Origin of the sequence: Alteromonas ulvae (genome assembly GCF_048987005.1) — a bacterium.
Lineage (GTDB): Bacteria > Pseudomonadota > Gammaproteobacteria > Enterobacterales > Alteromonadaceae > Alteromonas.
The window spans coordinates 410,583-433,143 of record NZ_CP185261.1; the positions used below are offsets into that span (position 1 = coordinate 410,583).

Here is a 22,561-nt window from a genome sequence, read left to right on the forward strand (position 1 = left end):
CTTACTAAGCTAGGAAAGTTTAAAAATTATTTGGTCATATGGAAATGCGAAAAAAGACAGCTGCCGTTCTACGCCAATTTTTGAGTCTATTTGTCTCAATATTAATATTCTCTTTAATATTACATTCAGTAAAAGTACTAGCTTTTGGTGAAACCTTAGAAGGACAAACCGAGCTAGCAGGAATACCAACTGGAATTATTCGAGACATTGAGGTTATAGGGGACACTGCGTTTATTTCCGCTGAAAATGGTGTGTTTAGATTGCTAGGCGGTATGGCTGAAAAAGTTAGTTATAAAGGGAACAATAAATTATCTGGGACAATATCTGATGTCGCTTTTGATGGATCTTTCGGTTTGTGGTTGGTGGAATATGGTGCAGGAGTTTTTTATTTAGATTTAAAGACAAACAAGTCTGTAGAAATGTTCCCTGATGCTCGCTGGACGAAATATGCGTGGAAGATATCGGACACAGGGAGATTCATTGTTGTATCGCTAATTCAAGGAGTGCTTGTTGTTGATAAACAGACAAAGGAGATCCAGACATGGGCAAATTCAATTGGGGTTGAAAAAGTAAATGGTGTTCTAAGTTTATCGTCTTCTCAAGACGGAGTTGTTTACTTTGTATCAAGCGATACTCTTGTTAAAATCGACACTGTAGCTCAAAAAGTTTTCCGTTTTAATAAAGCAAATTATTTCAACTCGCTTTCATCAATAGATGCTGTAGCTGTTAAGGATGATAGGGTTTTTATTGGGGGGGCTGAGGGTGTATATGAATGGAGCGAGAGAAATAAAACTAAAATATTTTATCCATTTCATTCCGATATTCCTCTACGTGATAAAGTTTCAGTCATATTTGTAACAAAGACAGGAAGAGTTCTAGTCGGAGCAGGGGGACTTTTTGAATTAGGTGACAAGTTTGTAAAAACTCCTAGTTTTCTTGCGCCCCTACTTACCTCTGAAGGCATATTCAGTGTCGTAGCAATAAACGAATTATCGAGTGGCACTGTTTTATTGTCGTCCTCTCAGTTAGGCCTAATTACGTTAACGGAAACTCAAGAGGCGGTAAATTTACTCCATTTAGAAAATAATGTTCTCAGACGAAATGTGACGCGACAAGGTTACACAGAGAAAGGAGACGTATCGTTACAAATCGGTGATGACAAATATCAACTTAACATCGAATCTGGAGGGATCAATCTACAAAATAGAGTCTATGATAGTAAGAATAGTTGTATTGACTTTAGAGCAAAGAGTTACGCTCAAGGCCTGAAAAAACCTCAAGATTTTTGTGAATCTTGGGACGGGCATATAGTCACGACGAATAGGTCGCTTTTTTATCTTTATAAAGATGACGGTGAATCTTCATCTTACTTGCTGATGGATGAGTCTGATATCGGCAATGTGATAGATACGATCTCTGCGCCCCACGGCATGAAGGAGGCTTTCGTGGCCTCATCTGGTGAGCTTGTCGGTTATGATAACCGCAACACTATTCATGTCCAATTATCGAAATTTAGTTGGAAATCAATCTCACCAGATGAGGGGGGATGGAATGGGATCACGTGTTTGCTCGAATATATGGATCGCTATGTTGTTTGCACGGCAGGCCAAGGAATTCAGGAGCTGAATAAAAAAACAGGCGAGCTCTCATCATCTGATATTTTAAAAGATTTTCAAATCAAATTTGTGCGAGGCGCTGGCCTCAGTCAAGCGGGAAATTTTTGGGTTACAACAAATATGGGATTGTATGTTCGCACTAGCTCCGGTCAAGAGTGGTTATTGAGTTCTACAGATGGAATTTTTGACTCTGATTTTGAATACCAAAGTGTCTTAGTGTTGGGCGGTAAAGTTCTAGTGCTGGGTGACAAATACTCATATCTTATTGATGAAAAAAGGATGTTTGAATCACTCAACGAAGTCAGAAGTAAAAAGAGCAGAGTGATTTTCACAAAGGTAATTTGGAGCTCTCCAGATTCGAGAGTATATAGTCATTTCGAGTTTGGGCGTGATGAGAATCTATTGCTTGATAATGGCTTTGATGAACTATCAGTCGAATTCAGTACCAATAATTTTGTTGAGCACCACACACAGAAGTTGGAGTTTAGAATAATAGGGATTAACGAGCAGTGGAAAATTCACCCAGAGTCAAAAGCTTTCCTATCAATATCCGACATTGAACCTGGTAATTACACTATCGAGGCCAAAGTAGTCGGTAAGGGTAACCCTGTAAGCAGCATCAACTTCGAGGTGAAAAAACCAGTATATCTTCTTTATCCCGCAATGATAATTTATGCATTTAGCCTATTTTTATTATTCATGCTTTTTCAACTAGGAATATTGGAAAAGCTGTTTATTTCGTTTAAGAAAACCCCACTCTACCGCCTACTCACTCGATATGAAATAACAGATGGTGAATCAAAATTTGAAAAAATGCTGAAAAGCAAAGAGCAGCATATTCGTGAAATTACCCATGAGTTAAAAACACCTATCCAAATAATCCAAGGTGCACTTTCTAGCGTCAGCGAGACAACTCGAGAAAGCGATAATGTTTTAAAAAGTGTCCAACTCAACATGAAGCGGGTAGAGCAGCTCGTTAATCAAATGCAAAAAGATACGCCGAGAGTATCTGCGGTCTCCGATTATTTCACTTCCTATAACACAGAGAATATGGCGCATATCGTTAATGCATTAGAATCCTTAGCGAGAGCAAAACGACAAAATTTAGATATGCGAGTGAAAGGGGACGGCACAGTTTCGTTGATAACAGACAGTCTCGAAAAGATAGTGGTTAATCTCGTTGAAAATGCGATCAAATACACACCTGAGCTAGGCACTATAAAGGTAGTTTTTGCAATTGAAGCCAAAACATTCAAAATAACGGTGACGGACAATGGTGTTGGTATACCGAAAGAACAGCATGAACATGTTTTTGAGCGTTTTACTCGGTTTAATAATGAGGAAAAAGGCGAAGGGTTAGGTTTATCTATCGTTAAAAATTTAGTGGAGTTAAATCAAGGCGAAATTCTACTAGACAGCAAACAAGGTGGTGGCACAAAAATTTGTGCGGTATTCCCCGTTGATGATACCGAGTACATTAACTCTCAATCAGATATTCAAGGTGCAGAAGAGCTGCAAAGCCACAGAGAAACTATATTGATCGTGGATGATAGTAGAGAGTTTAGGACTTACTTGTTTAACCTGCTATCACCGAAGTACCGTTGTCTGGTCGCAAAAAACGGTAAGCAGGCGTTTGAGGTGTTACGAACCCATATTGTTTCACTGGTGCTTTGTGATCAGATGATGGGAATATGTGACGGTTTGTCACTGACAACAGAGATTAGGCAGCACGATTCGTTAAGCACAGTACCTATTCTAATGTTAACTGCTAGTTCAGATCCTGCTGTCGAACAAGAAGCGCTTAAGTTGAAAGTAGATTATTACTTAATGAAGCCAAGCTCAAATCACGAAATAGAGCTGCGGATAGCACATTTATTATCACTTCGACATACAAGCGTTCAACAAGAGAAAAGTATTGGTGCCGAACTGTTTAAGTATGGTTGCTTAAACATCCCAGAGTTCAAGACTGAAAAGGACATGGCTTTTTATCTTAACTTTATTGCAGTGCTTGAAAATCATTATCAAGACGAAGACTTTAGTCGGGATCAAGCTGCAAAAGCGCTGCTTATGAGTCCTCGAAGTTTAAATCGCCGCATGGCAGAGCTATTTGATTACAACTTTAGCGAGTTCTTATCCCGTTATCGCATTGAGAAATCAATACCCATTCTGCTTGAGGGGAGCAGTATATTGAATGCATGTCTAGATGTAGGTTTTGCAACTTCAGCGTATTTCTCTACTACGTTTAAAAAAATAATGGGCGTTCCTCCTAAAAAATTCGTCGAGCAAAGAGGCAACACCCCTATTACATAAAACGTGTAGGAGGAATGTTACAAAAACGGTTTTGCAACAGCAAGGTTAAATATAACGGCGCCTCTCCGCTAAAAAGCCGATCAGCATAAACGAAGCGACATAAGCCGAGCCCTGATACTGCCATGGTACATAAGCAAGTACATGTTTTAAAAATGGCGCGCCGTATAAAGTGAGAGCACCATAGCCAAATGCACACAGCACAACAAAAAGACTTATTCTGATAGTAAAATGGTAGGGGGCTAAAATACGTTTGACATGACCATTTATAATATCACCGTATACCACTAAAATAGTCGCCATCAACATAATGCTCATTTCTGTGTAATACGGGCTAAGTGCACGAGATAGAACACTGAATAATTCGTTCATGTAAATCTACTGCTTTATATTTGTTTAATCATGAAGCTAATAGTATAGAAATGCCATAAGCACTCTCAATCTAGCTGAAGCTGTAATTCTACGTATAGAGTAGTAGTTAGAAAAGCTTTACCTTCCCTAAAAGCAGTATCATTTTGCATGAGCTTCATATTAGTCACGCTTTATTAGTCACCTTCAATAGGCTTTGCGATAAATGTTCTCAATATCATCAACACTCAATTGTTTAGGGTTGTTGCGTAGCAATCGTGTTACCTTGCTAGCATCCTCCGCTAATTGAGGAATTACACTTTCTGGAATATCGAATTCTCTTAAGGTGCGTGGTATGCCTACATCACTACATAATTTCTCTACTGCGTTTAATAAAGTAGTGATGGCAAAGTCTTTTTTGCTGTCCGGTGGGCAAAGTTTAAGTAACAGTGAGATAGTAAAGAGCTTGTCGGCGCAAAACGGTGCATTTGCTCGCAGCACATGAGGCAACATTACCGCGTTGCTCATGCCGTGTGACAAGTGAAACCGCCCGCCCAACGGATAAGCTAAAGCGTGAACCGCTCCCACGCCTGCATTTCCAAATGCAAGGCCGGCCATTAAACTCCCTGTAGCCATTTGTTCCCTCGCCACAAGATTTTCACCATTCCTGTACGCATGAGGTAAAGAATGAAATATCAATGCCATCGCCTTTTCGGCAAGTGCGTCGGTTATGGGGCTAGCGTTTACTGAAATGAATGCTTCCAAAGCATGAACAAAAGCATCAACACCGCTAGCAGCAGTAATCGTTTTAGGGCATGACAGCGTCAACTCTGGTGCCACTATTGCTACATCTGGTAATAGACAATGACTCACGATACCTTTTTTAACCTTCTCGATAGGGTCGGCAAGTATGGCAATATTGGTAACCTCCGAACCAGTACCTGCCGTTGTTGGCAGCACTATGAGTGGAAGCGATCTTCCTTTTATCAGGTTTTCACCGAACAAATCAGTAATACTTCCTTTATAGTCGTATGTGGCTGCCAGTACCTTTGCAGCATCTATCGCACTTCCGCCTCCTAGCGCAATAACACCATCTATCTTTGTATCACGCAGTTGGCGCACTTTGTCTTCTATAATTGTGACCTCTGGCTCGGCGGGAATATCATCGATAACTAGCGTCGGTTCGAACGGTAACTTGGCAAGTAACAAATCGAATAACCCAGCTCGAGAGACGCCTTTATCTGTAACTACCGCAAATGATTCTATCGATAGTCGATTGATTTCGTCTGCAAGTGCATTAATGGCACCAGCACCTGTAATGAGTTTGCCTGCAGTTTTAAATTCAGAAATCTTCATATCGTCTTGGTTACTCTTTTATATAGATAGCATTTGCTAATTTATAGTAGATAGCACTATATGCAAATTAGTTACGTTTATAGGTTTCGACAACCCCTACATATACTAAATTCCACAATGGAAATCGTCGCGATGGAGCTGTGAAGTAATTTTCTTTCGATACATCTGCGTAATAAAAGTGCGTTTTGTTCGAAGATTATTCAAATAAACAAGATATGACAGTTTTTTGAAAATACTTGTTGACGTGAGCGCTCAAATCCCTAAAATGCGCATCCGCTTCGGGGGAAAAGCCAAACAGCTTATCCACTCTGACTAAGAGGAAGCAAGTCTTTACTAACCGTTAAGGCCAGTAAAGACGGGAGTTTCGAAGTTAGCTTTACGAAAATAAATTTTCAAAAAGTGTTGACAGCAAAAACTTCCAGCGTATAATGCGCACCTCACTCAAACGGAGTGAGTCACCAAAAAGCAACGGCTTACGGTGAGGTTGCAGTAGCAACCACGTTCTTTAACAATGTAGACAAGACAATCTGTGTGGGCACTCGTTAAGAGTGTCTATACGACGATTCATAATTCGATATATTTAATTGAAGAGTTTGATCATGGCTCAGATTGAACGCTGGCGGCAGGCCTAACACATGCAAGTCGAACGGTAACAGGATGTGCTTGCACATCGCTGACGAGTGGCGGACGGGTGAGTAATGCTTGGGAACTTGCCTTTGCGAGGGGGATAACAGTTGGAAACGACTGCTAATACCGCATAATGTGCACTTGTGTACCAAACGGGGCTTAGGCTCCGGCGCAAAGAGAGGCCCAAGTGAGATTAGCTAGTTGGTGGGGTAAAGGCTCACCAAGGCGACGATCTCTAGCTGTTCTGAGAGGAAGATCAGCCACACTGGAACTGAGACACGGTCCAGACTCCTACGGGAGGCAGCAGTGGGGAATATTGCACAATGGGGGAAACCCTGATGCAGCCATGCCGCGTGTGTGAAGAAGGCCTTCGGGTTGTAAAGCACTTTCAGTTGTGAGGAAAAGTGAGTAGTTAATACCTGCTCACCGTGACGTTAACAACAGAAGAAGCACCGGCTAACTCCGTGCCAGCAGCCGCGGTAATACGGAGGGTGCGAGCGTTAATCGGAATTACTGGGCGTAAAGCGCACGCAGGCGGTTTGTTAAGCTAGATGTGAAAGCCCCGAGCTCAACTTGGGATGGTCATTTAGAACTGGCAGACTAGAGTCTTGGAGAGGGGAGTGGAATTCCAGGTGTAGCGGTGAAATGCGTAGATATCTGGAGGAACATCAGTGGCGAAGGCGACTCCCTGGCCAAAGACTGACGCTCATGTGCGAAAGTGTGGGTAGCGAACAGGATTAGATACCCTGGTAGTCCACACCGTAAACGCTGTCTACTAGCTGTGTGTGCCTTTAAGGCGTGCGTAGCGAAGCTAACGCGATAAGTAGACCGCCTGGGGAGTACGGCCGCAAGGTTAAAACTCAAATGAATTGACGGGGGCCCGCACAAGCGGTGGAGCATGTGGTTTAATTCGATGCAACGCGAAGAACCTTACCTACACTTGACATGCAGAGAACTTTCTAGAGATAGATTGGTGCCTTCGGGAACTCTGACACAGGTGCTGCATGGCTGTCGTCAGCTCGTGTCGTGAGATGTTGGGTTAAGTCCCGCAACGAGCGCAACCCTTGTCCTTAGTTGCCAGCATTAGGTTGGGCACTCTAAGGAGACTGCCGGTGACAAACCGGAGGAAGGTGGGGACGACGTCAAGTCATCATGGCCCTTACGTGTAGGGCTACACACGTGCTACAATGGCATTTACAGAGGGAAGCGAGACAGTGATGTGGAGCGGACCCCTTAAAGAATGTCGTAGTCCGGATTGGAGTCTGCAACTCGACTCCATGAAGTCGGAATCGCTAGTAATCGCAAGTCAGAATATTGCGGTGAATACGTTCCCGGGCCTTGTACACACCGCCCGTCACACCATGGGAGTGGGATGCAAAAGAAGTAGTTAGTTTAACCTTCGGGAGAACGATTACCACTTTGTGTTTCATGACTGGGGTGAAGTCGTAACAAGGTAACCCTAGGGGAACCTGGGGTTGGATCACCTCCTTACTATTACGTCGATGACGCCCTTGATGCAGTGCCTACACAGATTGTTTTGTTTATTTATAAAGACTCGCTTCGCGAGTGTCGCGAATAGCTGCTTAAACGGAAGGAAACCTTCCTGACAGCCATTCTGCTCGCTAAAGTGGTAGTTGTTTTTAAATAGAATGCTAATCAATAATCGTATTATTGATTAGTGTTTTTTTATAATGCACTAATGTTCTTTAACAATTTGGAAAGCTGATATTAATAGTAATCAATCAGAAGAGTAATTGAGAAGTCGAAAGACGCACTTTTTACTCTACTTGACTTGAATTGCTTGTTATCGACAACGCCGCAAGGCGGGTCAATCGACGCGTTCGGTTGACAAAGAAGATAGCAAGGCAATTCTTCCGATTAGCTTGTCATGCATACAACATTACCCGTGTCCGAATTCAAAAGGCGGAGACGAGGCCGATACTCAAGGCTTTTTAGGGTTGTATGGTTAAGTGACTAAGCGTATACGGTGGATGCCTTGGCAGTTAGAGGCGATGAAGGACGTGTAAGTCTGCGAAAAGCTGTGGTGAGCCGACAAAATGCATTTGAGCCACAGATGTCCGAATGGGGAAACCCACCTGTTTACAGGTATCGTTACATGAATACATAGTGTAACGAGGCGAACGAGGGGAACTGAAACATCTAAGTACCCTTAGGAAAAGAAATCAATTGAGATTCCCCTAGTAGCGGCGAGCGAACGGGGAGCAGCCCTTAAGCTGTTTAGTGTGTAGTGGAATCCTTTGGGAAGAGGAGCGATACCGGGTGATAGCCCCGTACACGAAGCGTGCTTTACAGTGAAATCGAGTAGGTCGGGACACGTGTTATCTTGACTGAATATGGGGGGACCATCCTCCAAGGCTAAATACTCCTAACTGACCGATAGTGAACCAGTACCGTGAGGGAAAGGCGAAAAGAACCCCTGTGAGGGGAGTGAAATAGAACCTGAAACCGTATACGTACAAGCAGTGGGAGCCCTTCGGGGTGACTGCGTACCTTTTGTATAATGGGTCAGCGACTTATATTTAGTAGCAAGGTTAAGTGAATAACGGAGCCGTAGCGAAAGCGAGTGTTAACTGCGCGTTGAGTTGCTAGGTATAGACCCGAAACCCGGTGATCTAGCCATGGGCAGGTTGAAGGTTGAGTAACATCAACTGGAGGACCGAACCGACTAACGTTGAAAAGTTAGCGGATGACTTGTGGCTGGGGGTGAAAGGCCAATCAAACCGGGAGATAGCTGGTTCTCCCCGAAATCTATTTAGGTAGAGCCTCGGACGAATTCCATTGGGGGTAGAGCACTGTTAAGGCTAGGGGGTCATCCCGACTTACCAACCCTTTGCAAACTCCGAATACCAATGAGAACTATCCGGGAGACACACGGCGGGTGCTAACGTCCGTCGTGGAGAGGGAAACAACCCAGACCGCCAGCTAAGGTCCCAAAATATTGCTAAGTGGGAAACGATGTGGGAAGGCACAGACAGCTAGGAGGTTGGCTTAGAAGCAGCCACCCTTTAAAGAAAGCGTAATAGCTCACTAGTCGAGTCGGCCTGCGCGGAAGATGTAACGGGGCTAAGCAATATACCGAAGCTGCGGCAGAGGACATCACTTAACTTCATTTATGATGAAAGCTAACAGCAACGTCGCGAAGCGGCCTGCTGGTAAAGCGTTTATCACAGTGGAGTGGGGTTAAGGATGTCCTCTGGGTAGGGGAGCGTTGTGTAAGTGGATGAAGGTGAGTTGTAAAGCTTGCTGGACATATCACAAGTGCGAATGCTGACATGAGTAACGATAATGGGAGTGAAAAACTCCCACGCCGGAAGACCAAGGTTTCCTGTCCCATGCTAATCAGGGCAGGGTAAGTCGGCCCCTAAGGCGAGGCAGAAATGCGTAGTCGATGGGAAACGGATTAATATTTCCGTACTTATATAATCAGTGATGGAGGGACGGAGAAGGCTAGGCAAGCTTGGCGTTGGTTGTCCAAGTGAAAGCGAGTAGGCCGAGAATTTAGGTAAATCCGGATTCTTAAAGCTGAGACGCGAGACGAGCTCCCAAGGGAGTGAAGTTGTTGATGCCCTGCTTCCAGGAAAAGCTTCTAAACGTATGATTATATGAACCGTACCCCAAACCGACACAGGTGGTCAGGTAGAGAATACTAAGGCGCTTGAGAGAACTCGGGTGAAGGAACTCGGCAAAATTGTACCGTAACTTCGGGAGAAGGTACGCCCTTATCTGTGATAGGACTTGCTCCTTGAGCGGACGAGGGCCGCAGTGACCAGGTGGCTGGGACTGTTTATTAAAAACACAGCACTCTGCAAACTCGTAAGAGGACGTATAGGGTGTGACACCTGCCCGGTGCCGGAAGGTTAATTGATGGGGTTAGCGTAAGCGAAGCTCTTGATCGAAGCCCCGGTAAACGGCGGCCGTAACTATAACGGTCCTAAGGTAGCGAAATTCCTTGTCGGGTAAGTTCCGACCTGCACGAATGGTGTAACCATGGCCACGCTGTCTCCACCCGAGACTCAGTGAAATTGAAATCGCAGTGAAGATGCTGTGTACCCGCACCTAGACGGAAAGACCCCGTGAACCTTTACTACAGCTTGGCACTGAACATTGAACCTACATGTGTAGGATAGGTGGGAGGCTATGAATCACGTACGCTAGTATGTGTGGAGCCGTCCTTGAAATACCACCCTTGTATGTTTGATGTTCTAACATTGGTCCCTTATCGGGATTGTGGACAGTGTCTGGTGGGTAGTTTGACTGGGGCGGTCTCCTCCCAAATAGTAACGGAGGAGCACGAAGGTTAGCTAATCACGGTCGGACATCGTGAGGTTAGTGCAATGGCATAAGCTAGCTTAACTGCGAGACAGACACGTCGAGCAGGTACGAAAGTAGGTCATAGTGATCCGGTGGTTCTGTATGGAAGGGCCATCGCTCAACGGATAAAAGGTACTCCGGGGATAACAGGCTGATACCGCCCAAGAGTTCATATCGACGGCGGTGTTTGGCACCTCGATGTCGGCTCATCACATCCTGGGGCTGAAGTCGGTCCCAAGGGTATGGCTGTTCGCCATTTAAAGTGGTACGCGAGCTGGGTTTAGAACGTCGTGAGACAGTTCGGTCCCTATCTGGTGTGGGCGTTGGATGATTGATGGGAGCTGCTCCTAGTACGAGAGGACCGGAGTGGACGAACCGCTGGTGTTCGGGTTGTCATGCCAATGGCATTGCCCGGTAGCTACGTTCGGAACGGATAACCGCTGAAAGCATCTAAGCGGGAAGCCGGCCCAAAGATGAGTCATCCCTGACCTTAAAGGTCTGGAAGGGTTGTTATAGACGATGACGTTGATAGGCAGGGTGTGGAAGCGTTGTAAGGCGTTAAGCTAACCTGTACTAATTGCCCGAGAGGCTTAACCATACAACACCCAAGAAGCTTTAGGCTGGTGTGTTGTAAAGCGACAAGCTTATAAAGAATAAAGCAAGTAGAGTGAGAAGTGATTACTCCTTGATTGATTGAATATCAGATTTCCGATTTGTTAAACCAGTTTATTCCTGGCAGCCATAGCGGTACGGCACCACCTGACTCCATTTCGAACTCAGAAGTGAAACGTATTAGCGCCGATGGTAGTGTGGGGTCTCCCCATGTGAGAGTAGGACACTGCCAGGTCCCATTAAGAAAAACCCGCCTAACGGCGGGTTTTTGCTTTCTGCCCCAAAAAAATAATGGGGGTCAGATCCACATTTATCCCCCCAATTACAATCATTACATCCAATCTAACGAACATAAAACAGGTTCAGAACCCAATTTATCGTTATTTTTAGTGTTTAAGTCTGGCTATCGAACTCAAAAATAAATGGGGTCAGATCCACATTGATCGGCAATCTCAACAAACATAATCAAACTCAACGCTCATGAAAGAGAAACAGAACCCTACTGTTGTTATCTATAGGCTCAAACTAGAATAGCCAACAGAAAATGTGAACCTGACCCCCTTTATTATTTATGTGGTTCTGACCCCATTTATTCTCTATCATCGATTCATCATTATTTTTAAATTATGAAAAGGGACTAACTGATGTCAGAGAGAGTAATTTTAGAGGCGACGTTTAATCCATCGGTAAAAACTTACTGGTTAGTCAGCCTTTTGTTGTTTTCGACTCTAATCGTTATAGGTATTCCTTTTCTCATAATCTCCATTCCATTGTTTTATTTTATTAGCGGCAGATCACTCGCTGCCATGTCGGCCACTATTACTGAGCGTAAGCTGGTTGTAAAAAGAGGGATTCTAAACAAGGAAGAGAAGTCGATACCTTTGGAAAAAATTACTGATGTGGCGATGGTTCAGGGGCCACTAATGAGATTCTTTAATCTGCATCGATTATCGTTTGAAACTGCAGGTCAATCCGCACAGGGCGCTCTAGTTTCGCTCATCGGTATAAATGATGCCGCTAACTTCAGAGAAACAATTCTAACCCAAAAAGACCAGATTGCATCTGGTTTGAAATCTACGTCAAACTCAGCTGAAAACAATCAAACTGAAATGTCGCTACTTATCGATAGTGTTAAGCGGATCGAAGTACTTTTAGAGAAGTTGGTTAACGCCAAATAAATTATCGTTTGGCATGGGTAGTAGATATTTGCGTCTGTAGCGCATTGATAAAAAAAGCCAGCTGACTGCTGGCTTTTGTAATTGATTATTCTATAAGCTCTTTAGCCTTACGCTATTTCGCTTTACCTTGTTTTGCAACAGCATCCATCATTGCTTTGATAGCTTCTGGGTCGCCAAGGTACTCTTTTGAAATAGGCTTAAGGTCTTCATCCAGTTCGTAAACTAAAGGAACACCCGTAGGGATATTAAGTCCTAGTACTTCTTCATCAGACATACCGTCTAAGTATTTCACCAAAGCACGCAAACTATTGCCGTGCGCAGCAATTATCACACGTTTGCCATCTTGAATTTGAGGTCGAATAACGTCATGCCAATAGGGGAGCACACGTTCTATTGTCAATTTCAGACTTTCACCGCGCGGTAATATTTCAGCATCTACATTGTTGTAGCGGCGATCATGCCCAGGGAAATGTTCACTGTCAGTGTCTACTGCCGGCGGTGGGATATCAAAACTGCGACGCCATACCTTCACTTGCTCTTCGCCATGCTTAGCAGCAGTTTCTGCTTTATCTAAACCTGTAAGCGCACCATAGTGACGTTCGTTTAAACGCCAATGACGCTCAACAGGTAGGTAGTGTTGGCCCATCTCTTCAAGTGCAATATTCAGTGTTTTGATTGCGCGAAGCAATACAGACGTGTAAGCCTGATCGAATTCGAATCCTGCTTCCTTAAGCATCTGACCAGCGGTTGTTGCTTGCGCAATACCAGTATCAGTCAATTCAACGTCATGCCAACCAGTGAAACGATTTTCTAAGTTCCACTGACTCTCTCCGTGACGAATAAGTACCAATTTATACATAGTTGGGCTACCTGCGGGGTTGGGTAAAATTGCCTAACAGTCCATAAAGTTAAGACGTTCAGACGTATATTCAAGATAGTATATTATCATCTTTGATTGGCGATAAAAAATCCAGCGCCAACCCCTATAAAATCTGAGGTAAGACCAAACTAAAAATAAAGAAGGGTTGCGCATGTGGGCCCTATATAAATTTGTTCAAACTCGGGTGATAGGTGTCTAACCAGAGCGCAATTGACGGGTCGTCGATAAAGCTAAAATCCTCAAAATCGAACCCCGGCGCAACGGTACAGCCGACTAAGCTATAAACTCCAGTACTGAACGCGGCTTGATAATTACCAGCCGGCACAATATCAACATAGCCCTCTTCTTGGTTACCTATTGTTTTTTGCGTAAGCGTTTTATCGTGTAATTGAATTAATTGTAAGGGTGCACCTTCATAATGATTCCACACCTCATCATGAAGCACGCGATGAAAGCGGCTTATTTCGCCTTTTAGTAAAAGGAAGTAAATATGGGTGAGTGCAGCTCGTGGTTGTCCATGTGCATGAGACATAGTTGTTCTTGCTGATTTATAGACTTGTTTAAAATATCCGCCCTCGGGGTGTGGCGTTAAGTCGTATTTATGAATAAGTGGATGCATGCGCTTTAGTCTTTTTATCAGAAGATTGGTTTACTTTTGGTCACTTCAATTCTATACGTATGATACACGAACAGTAAAAAATAAAACGAAAAGCTCGGAGACATGGCAGGCCTTTATTTTCTTATCTGTAGTAATAAACATAAAACAGTACGCTAACCAAAACATTGAGGTAAAAATACGACCTTACATGAACTTTTTTTCATGTCTAATGCGTATAAGAATTAGCAGCTGAACGTTTAGGTGTACACGCTGCACTCTAGGTCTTTCCTAAAGTCTTCTCGTTCAGCGAATATTATAGAATTCGAACAGGCAAATAAGGATAGTGACCATATGACCTATAAGTCTTTTTCAGACCTTGAAGTAAAGGGTAAAACTTTCAAGGCTATCAATCTCGACAGCATCAATGAAAAGTACGCACTCGATCGCCTTCCCTTTTGCATCAAGGTACTTTTAGAAAATCTGGTTCGCCATGAAGACAAAGAATTTGTCTCTAGCGAAGATATTGAACATGTTGCTAAGTGGGATACATCAAACAACGAAGAACTCGAAGTTTCTTTCGTCCCTGCACGGGTTATTCTGCAAGATTTTACCGGTGTTCCGGCTATTGTCGATTTAGCGGCTATGCGCGATGCGGTAGACCGTCTTGGCGGTGACGCTCAAGCTATTAATCCGTTAAACCCAGTAGAGCTCGTCATTGACCACTCTGTCATGGTCGATTATTTTGCAGAAGAAAATGCCCTACAGAAAAACACTGATATAGAAATTGAGAGAAACCGCGAACGTTATCAGTTCCTTAAGTGGGGACAGTCTAGTTTTGATAATTTCAAAGTAGTGCCTCCAGGTCGTGGTATCGTCCACCAAGTTAACCTTGAATACCTAGCGCGTTGTGCGTTCACCAAAGAAACAGATGAAGGCACCTTCGTTTATCCTGATACCTTAGTCGGTACAGATTCTCACACTACTATGATTAATGGTTTAGGCGTACTAGGTTGGGGTGTGGGCGGTATTGAAGCTGAAGCCGCCATGCTGGGTCAGCCCGTAACCATGCTATTGCCTAATGTAGTAGGCTTTAAATTAGAGGGTAAGCTTCCTGCCGGAGTGACCGCGACAGATATGGTACTTACCATCACTCAACAGCTTAGAGCGCACGGTGTAGTGGGTAAATTTGTTGAGTTCTTTGGGCCAGGTTTGAAGCATCTCACCACAGCCGATCGAGCCACTATTGCCAATATGGCACCAGAATATGGCGCTACGTGCGGAATTTTCCCCATTGACGCTGTAGCTCTCGATTACCTTCGCCTAACTGGCCGAGATGAAGCGCAAATTGAGCTTGTTGAGAAGTATGCGAAGTACAGTTCGCTATGGCATGACGACCATTCAAAAGACGCCGAATATCACGAAATACTTGAGCTGAACTTAAACGACGTGGTTCCTTGTATTGCAGGGCCTAAACGCCCGCAAGATAAGATTGCGCTCCATAAAGCGGCTGAAGCATTTAACGAATGGCATCGCTCACAAATTGATGTGAAGGTACTTGATGAAGAAACAGAGTTTGTGGCTGAGGGCGGACTAGTCGGCGGCAGCGATGTTGACGAAGAACATGATTCCTATGTGAATTTCAGAGATAGCAAATTCAATTTAGAAGATGGGGCAATTGTGATTGCGGCTATCACGAGTTGCACAAACACCTCTAACCCCTCTGTACTGGTGGCCGCAGGATTATTAGCACAAAAAGCAGCAGAGAAGGGGTTAACCAGTAAACCATGGGTAAAAACCTCTCTTGCACCAGGTTCGCAAGTTGTAACCCAGTACTTGGAAGATGCCAATTTGATGGCGCCATTAGAAGCGCTTGGTTTTAATTTGGTAGGATATGGGTGTACAACCTGTATTGGTAACTCGGGGCCGCTACCCGACCCTATTACCGATGCCATAAGAAAGGCTAAACTCACTGTTACCTCTGTACTGTCGGGCAACCGAAACTTCGAAGGACGTATTCACCCCGATGTTGCTGCAAACTATTTAGCATCACCGCCGCTTGTCGTGGCTTATGCATTAGCAGGCAACATGAACGCGGATATTACCAAGGAGCCTTTAGGTAAGTCTAAAGATGGCGAGCCTGTATATCTCAAAGATATATGGCCTTCAGAAGAAGAAATTCAAAAGTACATTACTGAAAACGTAACCGGTGCACTCTTTAAAGAAAAGTATGCCGATGTGTTTAAGGGCAGCGGTGAGTGGAACGAGCTTAGTGTTAGTGAAACGTCGGTCTACGATTGGCCTGATTCAACGTACATCAAGCATCCTCCGTTCTTCGAAGTGATGGAGAAAGAGCCGGCTGCGCTTCAATCTATCGAAAATGCACGGTGTTTGGTAAAAGTGGGCGATTCAATCACCACTGATCACATTTCACCGGCGGGGGCCATTGCGCCAGATAGCCCGGCAGGTGAATATCTTCAAGCTCAGGGCGTTGATCCAAAAGACTTCAACTCTTATGGCTCACGTAGGGGTAATCACGAAGTCATGATGCGAGGTACGTTTGCCAATGTGCGCTTGCAAAATCAACTTGCACCGGGCACGAAAGGAAGCGCTACAACCCATTACCCAAGCGGCGATAGCATGTCTATATTTCATGCTGCTATGCGCTACAAAGACGACGGCGTTCCTGCTGTAGTGATTGGCGGAAAGGAATATGGTACCGGTTCGAGCAGAGACTGGGCCGCTAAAGGACCTTCGCTAATGGGGGTGAAGGCTGTGCTAGCAGAAAGTTATGAGCGTATTCACCGTTCTAACTTGATTGGCATGGGAATACTACCGCTGCAGTTTAAAGAAGGCGACTCTGCATCTTCTTTAGACATAAAAGGCAATGAATCTTTCTCAATAGCGCCTGTAGAGCGAGGTCAGAAAGAGGTTAGCGTAACAATGGAAACCGATGATGGAGAGTCGACAGTATTTAGCATGGACATTAGAATAGATACGTCTAATGAGTTTACTTATTTTGAGAATGGTGGGATCCTTCATTACGTTATCCGCGAATATCTCCGTAAATAAAGAGACGGTTAGACAAGTCCTAATACACAAATACGCCTTGTAGATATAAGCTCTTACAAAGAGAAAGGCCTTCGTTATTACGAAGGCCTTTTTACTAGCTTTTACTTTAGCCTGTTGTATTACCCTTTTTGACTAATCGCCACTGACAATTTGAACTTGTGCTAAATCAGTATCGCCCTTGAGTACTTTAAATATGGCGTCCTGCACCAGAGTACGCATGCCATCGTCTGTGGCTTGCTTCTTCATCTGTGCCACACTCGATTCTTTGTACACTAGCGATCGAAGTTCCGCCGTCATACCAAGTAATTCATGAACCCCGGTTCTACCTTTGTAACCCGTATTACCGCATTCTGAGCAACCTTTTGCTTTGTAAAGTTCTGGGATACCTGAGAGGTTGAGTTCATGCATTTGATCTTTACCGTACTGGCGCTCAATAAACGCCATATCGGTATCTGATGCTACGTATTTTTCTTTACACTTCCCGCACAGCGTTCGGATAAGGCGCTGGGCAAGTATACCTACACAGGCATCTGAAAAGTTAACCGGGTCTAATCCTAAATCGAGCAAGCGAGTAATCGTTTCCGGGGCTGAGTTGGTATGCAAGGTAGATAACACTAAGTGACCTGTCAGTGACGCTTCAATACCTGCATGAGCCGTTTCTTTATCTCGCATCTCACCAATGAGAATAATATCAGGATCAGCTCGCAAAAACGCACGTAACGCATTGGCAAAGGTGAAACCAATTTTGGGACTTACTTGAACTTGCTGTAAGCCTGGTTGCGTAATTTCAACCGGGTCTTCAGCAGTCCATATCTTTTTCTCAGGCGTGTTTAAGTACCCGAGAATGGCATGCAGTGTCGTTGTTTTACCTGAACCTGTGGGCCCTACTACAAGAAGAATACCATGAGGCTTTTTAATCATGTCCTCAAGGCGGGCGCGATTGTTGGGCGCTAAATTCATTTTATCTATTGGCATAGCGCCGCCTGAAGCCAATATCCGCATTACTACGCCTTCACCTGCAACAGTAGGAATGGTCGCCACACGGACCTCAACAAGTTGGCCATTCATTCGAAAGGCTAGCTTACCGTCTTGAGGAACGCGCTTTTCGGCTATGTTCAAATTTGACATTATTTTAATACGGGCTATTACCGCATTATGGTGAGAGTGGGGCACTTGGTTCATGTCTCGACACACACCGTCTATACGCATACGTACGCGGGTAGGGGCGTTCTTTTCAGGATCGATGTGAATATCTGACGCATTGAGTCGCTTCGCATCATGTAGCACACGGCTTACCAAACGAACAACCGCCGGGGCGTCATCTGAAAGCTCATCAAATTGGTCTTCTTTTTCATCACTAGACGTACCGATTTCATCTAGGATATCACTCATTTCACCGGGGCCGCCGCCACCGCTGTTTTCACCAAGGTATTGCAGTATTAAACTTGGTAGGCTAACCGCAATTTCATAGCTCTCTATACCCATTGCAGTTTCAATTTCCATTAGAAGCGCTGCGTTATTGGGTTCCGCCATTATTACAATGGGTTTATCGTGTGCATCAGCAATAACGGCAACATAGTTGCGCTTTAGATACGACACATTGAGTTTACTTTCATTTTCAAAGCGATGATATTTGTCGGGCAAGTAAGGAATAAAGGGCACTTGGTAATGAATAGAGAGAGAGTTACCAATTTCTTCCTCGGGAATACGATGTTCCGAGATAAGCCGTTGCACAAACGCTCGAATATCTGGCGTCGATAAATTAAGCTCTTCTAATGTGTGCTCATCTAATAAACTTTTGTGCACGAGTAGGTCGAACGGATTATTCGTCCCACCAAGCTCGAAGCGAAATTTGTCCCCAAGTATAAGTGCAAGCGCATTACCTAATTTAAGATCATCTTGAGAAAATGCGCTATCGGTCTTGTTGATGATTTGAATAACACCCATCAACACCCCTGCATTCATTATTGGAACACAAAGAATATTGTGGGTTTTGAAGTCATTGTCTTTGTCGAACTTGCCTTCAAAGCGCAGTCTTGGATGAATACTTTGAAGCATTGTCGCGTTGTACGGGTCATCAATCACAACAGGTTTTTGCGACAGCGCAACGTACCCGGCTATCGACATGGCATTTATGGGTACTTTAATCTCCAGCGTCTCTTTACCCGTCTTAAATCTCGCAACAAGATCTTGATGTTGTCGACGACGCTGGAAAATACTCATTCGCTGAGCACCAAACAACTCTAGAATAATGGGTTCGAGCAAACCATAAGCATCGAGCAACGTAGAGTGATTGTTTAAGATGCGCTTGATTTGCGAAAACGTTTGTTGATTATTAGCTACTTCCATATTCCCACTACTTAATGGTGTGAAACCTTGTGCTTCATCCCTTTCTTACGAAGATGTTTGCACGCTGCTATTATGCGGCGATCACGCTGCTAAATCACCACTATATACCTACAATATCAGTAACGATATAAGTTTAGGCGTACAGGAGCAATACTGTGGGCTATTTCACATAAAGAAGCTTAACGTATTTCACAGCCTTTATTACACCGTCACATGCTGTAGAGTACATGCTGTAGAGTAGCTATACAGGCACGAATCTTTCTCTAGACTGACTATGCGGGCAAAAAAACAAACTAGTAGTTGCATTAATGGCTAGCATCTGTATAATTCGCGCCCACTGTCCTATTCGGGCAATGAATTTTTAGCCGCAACCACACTGCTTTTAGGGTGGCTGCCGACGTAAGAAATTTGTCTTTACCGACCAAGCTATTACAAGCGTGCTAAAAATAAGAACAGGGTTCCAATTGGGAACCATCGGTTTTACGCACATCCTTTCTCTCTGAACGAAATAGAGAAGAAGGGGTGAATTTTTTTGTTCTTTCGATTGGAGCTTAATCGATGCCAAATCAAAGAATTCGTATTCGTTTGAAAGCGTTTGATCACAAGTTGATCGATCAGTCTACGGCTGAAATCGTTGAAACGGCGAAACGTACTGGTGCTCAGGTCAGCGGTCCTATTCCACTGCCTACTCGCAAAGAACGCTATACGGTATTGACATCTCCTCACGTAAATAAAGATGCACGTGACCAATATGAGATTCGTACTCACAAGCGTTTGGTAGACATCATCGAGCCAACTGATAAAACAGTTGATGCGTTGATGCGTTTGGACTTGGCTGCTGGTGTTGATGTTCAAATCAGCCTGGGCTAACAAGAGAGGGTTATAACAATGGCGATTGGTCTAATCGGTCGTAAAGTGGGTATGACTCGCATCTTCACTGAAGATGGCACGTCAATCCCTGTGACTGTTATTGAAGCGACCCCAAACCGCGTTACTCAGTTACGCACTGAAGAAACAGACGGTTATCGCGCTCTTCAGGTTACTGCTGGAACTAAGAAAGCTAACCGCGTCAACAAAGCCGAAGCAGGTCACTTTGCTAAAGCAGGTGTTGAAGCCGGTCGCATTCTAGCAGAATTCCGCCTAGAAGATAACGAAGGTAACGATATTGAAGTCGGCGGTGAAATCACTGTTGAAATCTTTAACGATACCAAAAAGATTGATGTCACTGGTACATCAAAAGGTAAAGGTTTTGCTGGCGCGATCAAACGTTGGAACTTTAGTTCTCAGCGTATGACTCACGGTAACTCTTTGTCTCACCGTGCTCCTGGTTCAATTGGCCAAAACCAATCACCAGGTAAAGTTTTCAAAGGCAAGAAAATGGCTGGTCAGCTTGGTAACAAGCAAGTGACTACGCAGTCTTTGGAAGTTGTACGTGTTGACGTAGAGAACGGCCTTATCCTTGTTAAAGGTGCCGTACCTGGCGCAACTGGCAACGACGTTATCGTCAAGCCGGCTGTTAAAGCGTAACGTCTGGGGAGTGAACTGATGGAATTAACATTGAAAGATGCGCAAAGCGCTCTTGAAGTATCCGAAGCGACCTTTGGACGTGAATTCAACGAAGCCCTGGTACACCAGGTCGTTGTAGCTTACGGTGCAGGCGCGCGTCAGGGTACAAAAGCGCAGAAAACTCGCGCTGAAGTTCGCGGTGGTGGTAAGAAGCCATGGCGTCAAAAAGGTACTGGCCGAGCTCGTGCTGGTACAATTCGTAGCCCAATTTGGGTTGGCGGTGGCCGTGCTTTCGCAGCAAAGCCTCGTGACTTCGAACAAAAAGTTAACAAGAAAATGTATCGCGGTGCGATTAAGAGCATTTTGTCAGAACTAATTCGCCAAGATCGTTTGATCGTGGTTGAGAAGTTCGGTGTTGAAGCACCTAAGACAAAAGAACTTATTGCTGCACTTAACGAATATGATCTGAAAGATGTTCTTATCGTTACTCCTGAAGTAGATGAAAACTTGTTCTTAGCGGCTCGCAACTTGTATAAAGTTGACGTGCGCGACGTAGCAGGCATTGACCCAGTGAGCTTGATTGCATTCGAAAAAGTGCTAATTACTGCTGATGCGGTTAAACAACTTGAGGAGGCGTTAGCATGAAAGAAGAACGTCTACTGAAGGTGCTAGTAGCACCTCACGTTTCAGAAAAGTCTACCATGGCTGCTGAAGCGAACAATACAGTTGTATTTAAAGTAGCCAAAGACGCGAACAAAGCCGAAATTAAAGCTGCAGTTGAAAAACTGTTTGAAGTTGAAGTTGAAGGTGTTCGCACAGTGAATGTTAAAGGTAAAACTAAACGTCACGGTATGTCTTTCGGTAAACGCAGCGACTGGAAAAAGGCCTACGTGGTTCTTAAAGAAGGTCAGGACATCGACTTTGTCGGTGGCGCTGAGTAAGAAGGGGATTAGAAATGCCATTATTGAAAGCTAAGCCAACTTCTGCCGGTCGTCGTCACGTTGTTCAGGTTACTAACCCTGACCTGCACAAAGGTGCACCGTACGCACCTTTGCTTGAAAAGAACAGCAAATCTGGCGGTCGTAACAACCATGGTCGTATTACTACGCGTCACATTGGTGGTGGTCATAAGCAACACTATCGTGTGATCGACTTTAAACGCAACAAAGATGGCATTCCAGCCAAAGTTGAGCGTTTAGAATACGATCCAAACCGTTCTGCTAACATTGCACTAGTATTGTATGCAGATGGTGAACGTCGTTACATTCTGGCTCCAAAAGGTATGAAAGCGGGTGATGCAATCCAGTCTGGTTCGGATGCTCCGATCAAGTCTGGTAACACATTACCTATGCGTAACATTCCAGTTGGTAGTGTTGTACACGCAATTGAAATGAAGCCTGGTAAGGGTGCACAAATTGCACGCTCAGCCGGTGCTTACGCTCAGATCTTAGCACGTGACACTAACTACGTTACTCTACGTCTACGCTCTGGCGAAATGCGTAAAGTATTATCTGATTGCCGCGCCACCATTGGTGAAGTTGGTAATGCAGAACACATGCTTCGTTCATTGGGTAAAGCTGGTGCAACGCGCTGGCGTGGTATCCGTCCTACCGTTCGTGGTGTTGCCATGAACCCAGTTGATCACCCACACGGTGGTGGTGAAGGGCGCACGTCGGGTGGTCGTCATCCAGTATCTCCTTGGGGTATTCCTACTAAAGGTAAGAAAACTCGAAGCAACAAGCGTACCGATAAGCTTATCGTACGTCGTCGTAACAAGTAACAG

13 protein-coding genes and 3 rRNA genes are annotated in these 22,561 nt (G+C 44.4%); 11 read left to right on the forward strand and 5 right to left on the reverse strand.

Annotated features, from left to right (window positions below; translation table 11 throughout):
- The first annotated feature begins 44 nt into the window (after positions 1-44).
- Positions 45-3,926: an ATP-binding protein gene (locus tag ACOJR9_RS01720; RefSeq protein ID WP_420934714.1), complete on the forward strand. Its 3,882-nt coding sequence runs from the start codon at positions 45-47 to the stop codon at positions 3,924-3,926.
- Between the two features lie 45 nt (positions 3,927-3,971).
- On the opposite strand, the gene ACOJR9_RS01725 is transcribed toward ACOJR9_RS01720, so the two are convergent.
- Positions 3,972-4,295 (reverse strand): DUF3392 family protein, encoded by a 324-nt coding sequence (locus tag ACOJR9_RS01725; RefSeq protein WP_420934715.1) that lies wholly within the window; start codon positions 4,293-4,295, stop codon positions 3,972-3,974.
- Positions 4,296-4,478: 183 nt separating this feature from the next.
- Positions 4,479-5,627: an iron-containing alcohol dehydrogenase gene (locus tag ACOJR9_RS01730; RefSeq protein ID WP_420934716.1), complete on the reverse strand. Its 1,149-nt coding sequence runs from the start codon at positions 5,625-5,627 to the stop codon at positions 4,479-4,481.
- Between the two features lie 581 nt (positions 5,628-6,208).
- On the opposite strand from ACOJR9_RS01730, the gene ACOJR9_RS01735 reads away from it, so the two are divergent.
- The 4 genes from ACOJR9_RS01735 to ACOJR9_RS01750 all read left to right on the forward strand — a co-directional run bounded on the left by ACOJR9_RS01735 (position 6,209) and on the right by ACOJR9_RS01750 (position 12,376).
- A 16S ribosomal RNA gene (locus tag ACOJR9_RS01735) occupies positions 6,209-7,745 on the forward strand.
- 473 nt (positions 7,746-8,218) lie between these two features.
- Positions 8,219-11,184 (forward strand): 23S ribosomal RNA (locus ACOJR9_RS01740).
- 133 nt (positions 11,185-11,317) lie between these two features.
- Positions 11,318-11,433 (forward strand): 5S ribosomal RNA (rrf, locus tag ACOJR9_RS01745).
- The 16S, 23S and 5S rRNA genes sit together here, the layout of an rRNA operon.
- Positions 11,434-11,842: 409 nt before the next feature.
- Positions 11,843-12,376, forward strand: a complete 534-nt coding sequence (locus ACOJR9_RS01750) for a PH domain-containing protein (protein ID WP_420934717.1) — start codon at positions 11,843-11,845, stop codon at positions 12,374-12,376.
- A 112-nt stretch (positions 12,377-12,488) separates the two neighbouring features.
- Here ACOJR9_RS01750 and gpmA read toward each other — a convergent pair whose 3' ends face one another.
- Positions 12,489-13,235 (reverse strand): 2,3-diphosphoglycerate-dependent phosphoglycerate mutase, encoded by a 747-nt coding sequence (gpmA, locus tag ACOJR9_RS01755; protein ID WP_420934718.1) that lies wholly within the window; start codon positions 13,233-13,235, stop codon positions 12,489-12,491.
- Between the two features lie 181 nt (positions 13,236-13,416).
- On the reverse strand, positions 13,417-13,875 hold the full coding sequence (locus ACOJR9_RS01760; protein WP_420934719.1) for a cupin domain-containing protein: 459 nt from the start codon (positions 13,873-13,875) through the stop codon (positions 13,417-13,419).
- Between the two features lie 330 nt (positions 13,876-14,205).
- Here ACOJR9_RS01760 and acnA point away from each other — a divergent pair, with 330 nt between their 5' ends.
- Complete coding sequence (gene acnA / locus ACOJR9_RS01765; protein WP_420934720.1) at positions 14,206-16,923, forward strand: aconitate hydratase AcnA; 2,718 nt, start codon at positions 14,206-14,208, stop codon at positions 16,921-16,923.
- A 132-nt stretch (positions 16,924-17,055) separates the two neighbouring features.
- Here the strand turns inward: acnA and ACOJR9_RS01770 are convergent, their stop codons facing one another.
- A complete protein-coding gene (locus ACOJR9_RS01770) occupies positions 17,056-19,272 on the reverse strand; it encodes an ATPase, T2SS/T4P/T4SS family (RefSeq protein WP_420934721.1) in 2,217 nt (738 codons plus the stop codon).
- Between the two features lie 558 nt (positions 19,273-19,830).
- Between ACOJR9_RS01770 and rpsJ the strand changes: the two genes are divergently transcribed.
- The 5 genes from rpsJ to rplB are packed head-to-tail and all read left to right on the forward strand — an operon-like array spanning position 19,831 to position 22,558.
- A complete protein-coding gene (gene rpsJ / locus ACOJR9_RS01775) occupies positions 19,831-20,142 on the forward strand; it encodes a 30S ribosomal protein S10 (RefSeq protein WP_006012796.1) in 312 nt (103 codons plus the stop codon).
- Between the two features lie 18 nt (positions 20,143-20,160).
- Entirely contained in the window at positions 20,161-20,799 is a 639-nt protein-coding gene (gene rplC / locus ACOJR9_RS01780; RefSeq protein ID WP_420934722.1) for a 50S ribosomal protein L3, read from the forward strand.
- Positions 20,800-20,817: 18 nt separating this feature from the next.
- Positions 20,818-21,423, forward strand: a complete 606-nt coding sequence (gene rplD / locus ACOJR9_RS01785) for a 50S ribosomal protein L4 (RefSeq protein ID WP_420934723.1) — start codon at positions 20,818-20,820, stop codon at positions 21,421-21,423.
- Positions 21,420-21,719, forward strand: coding sequence for a 50S ribosomal protein L23 (gene rplW / locus ACOJR9_RS01790; RefSeq protein WP_012516959.1), 300 nt, complete (start codon positions 21,420-21,422; stop codon positions 21,717-21,719). The genes rplD and rplW overlap by 4 nt, the downstream gene beginning before the upstream one ends.
- Positions 21,720-21,733: 14 nt before the next feature.
- Entirely contained in the window at positions 21,734-22,558 is an 825-nt protein-coding gene (gene rplB / locus ACOJR9_RS01795; protein WP_420934724.1) for a 50S ribosomal protein L2, read from the forward strand.
- Positions 22,559-22,561: the final 3 nt, after the last annotated feature.

Excerpts from the sequence above, each read along its gene's own strand:
- ACOJR9_RS01720 (WP_420934714.1), top strand. The coding sequence starts at position 45 with ATGCGAAAAAAGACAGCTGCCGTTCTACGCCAATTTTTGAGTCTATTT.
- ACOJR9_RS01725 (WP_420934715.1), bottom strand. The coding sequence starts at position 4,295 with ATGAACGAATTATTCAGTGTTCTATCTCGTGCACTTAGCCCGTATTAC.
- ACOJR9_RS01730 (WP_420934716.1), bottom strand. The coding sequence starts at position 5,627 with ATGAAGATTTCTGAATTTAAAACTGCAGGCAAACTCATTACAGGTGCT.
- ACOJR9_RS01750 (WP_420934717.1), top strand. The coding sequence starts at position 11,843 with ATGTCAGAGAGAGTAATTTTAGAGGCGACGTTTAATCCATCGGTAAAA.
- gpmA (WP_420934718.1), bottom strand. The coding sequence starts at position 13,235 with ATGTATAAATTGGTACTTATTCGTCACGGAGAGAGTCAGTGGAACTTA.
- ACOJR9_RS01760 (WP_420934719.1), bottom strand. The coding sequence starts at position 13,875 with ATGCATCCACTTATTCATAAATACGACTTAACGCCACACCCCGAGGGC.
- acnA (WP_420934720.1), top strand. The coding sequence starts at position 14,206 with ATGACCTATAAGTCTTTTTCAGACCTTGAAGTAAAGGGTAAAACTTTC.
- ACOJR9_RS01770 (WP_420934721.1), bottom strand. The coding sequence starts at position 19,272 with ATGGAAGTAGCTAATAATCAACAAACGTTTTCGCAAATCAAGCGCATC.
- rpsJ (WP_006012796.1), top strand. The coding sequence starts at position 19,831 with ATGCCAAATCAAAGAATTCGTATTCGTTTGAAAGCGTTTGATCACAAG.
- rplC (WP_420934722.1), top strand. The coding sequence starts at position 20,161 with ATGGCGATTGGTCTAATCGGTCGTAAAGTGGGTATGACTCGCATCTTC.
- rplD (WP_420934723.1), top strand. The coding sequence starts at position 20,818 with ATGGAATTAACATTGAAAGATGCGCAAAGCGCTCTTGAAGTATCCGAA.
- rplW (WP_012516959.1), top strand. The coding sequence starts at position 21,420 with ATGAAAGAAGAACGTCTACTGAAGGTGCTAGTAGCACCTCACGTTTCA.
- rplB (WP_420934724.1), top strand. The coding sequence starts at position 21,734 with ATGCCATTATTGAAAGCTAAGCCAACTTCTGCCGGTCGTCGTCACGTT.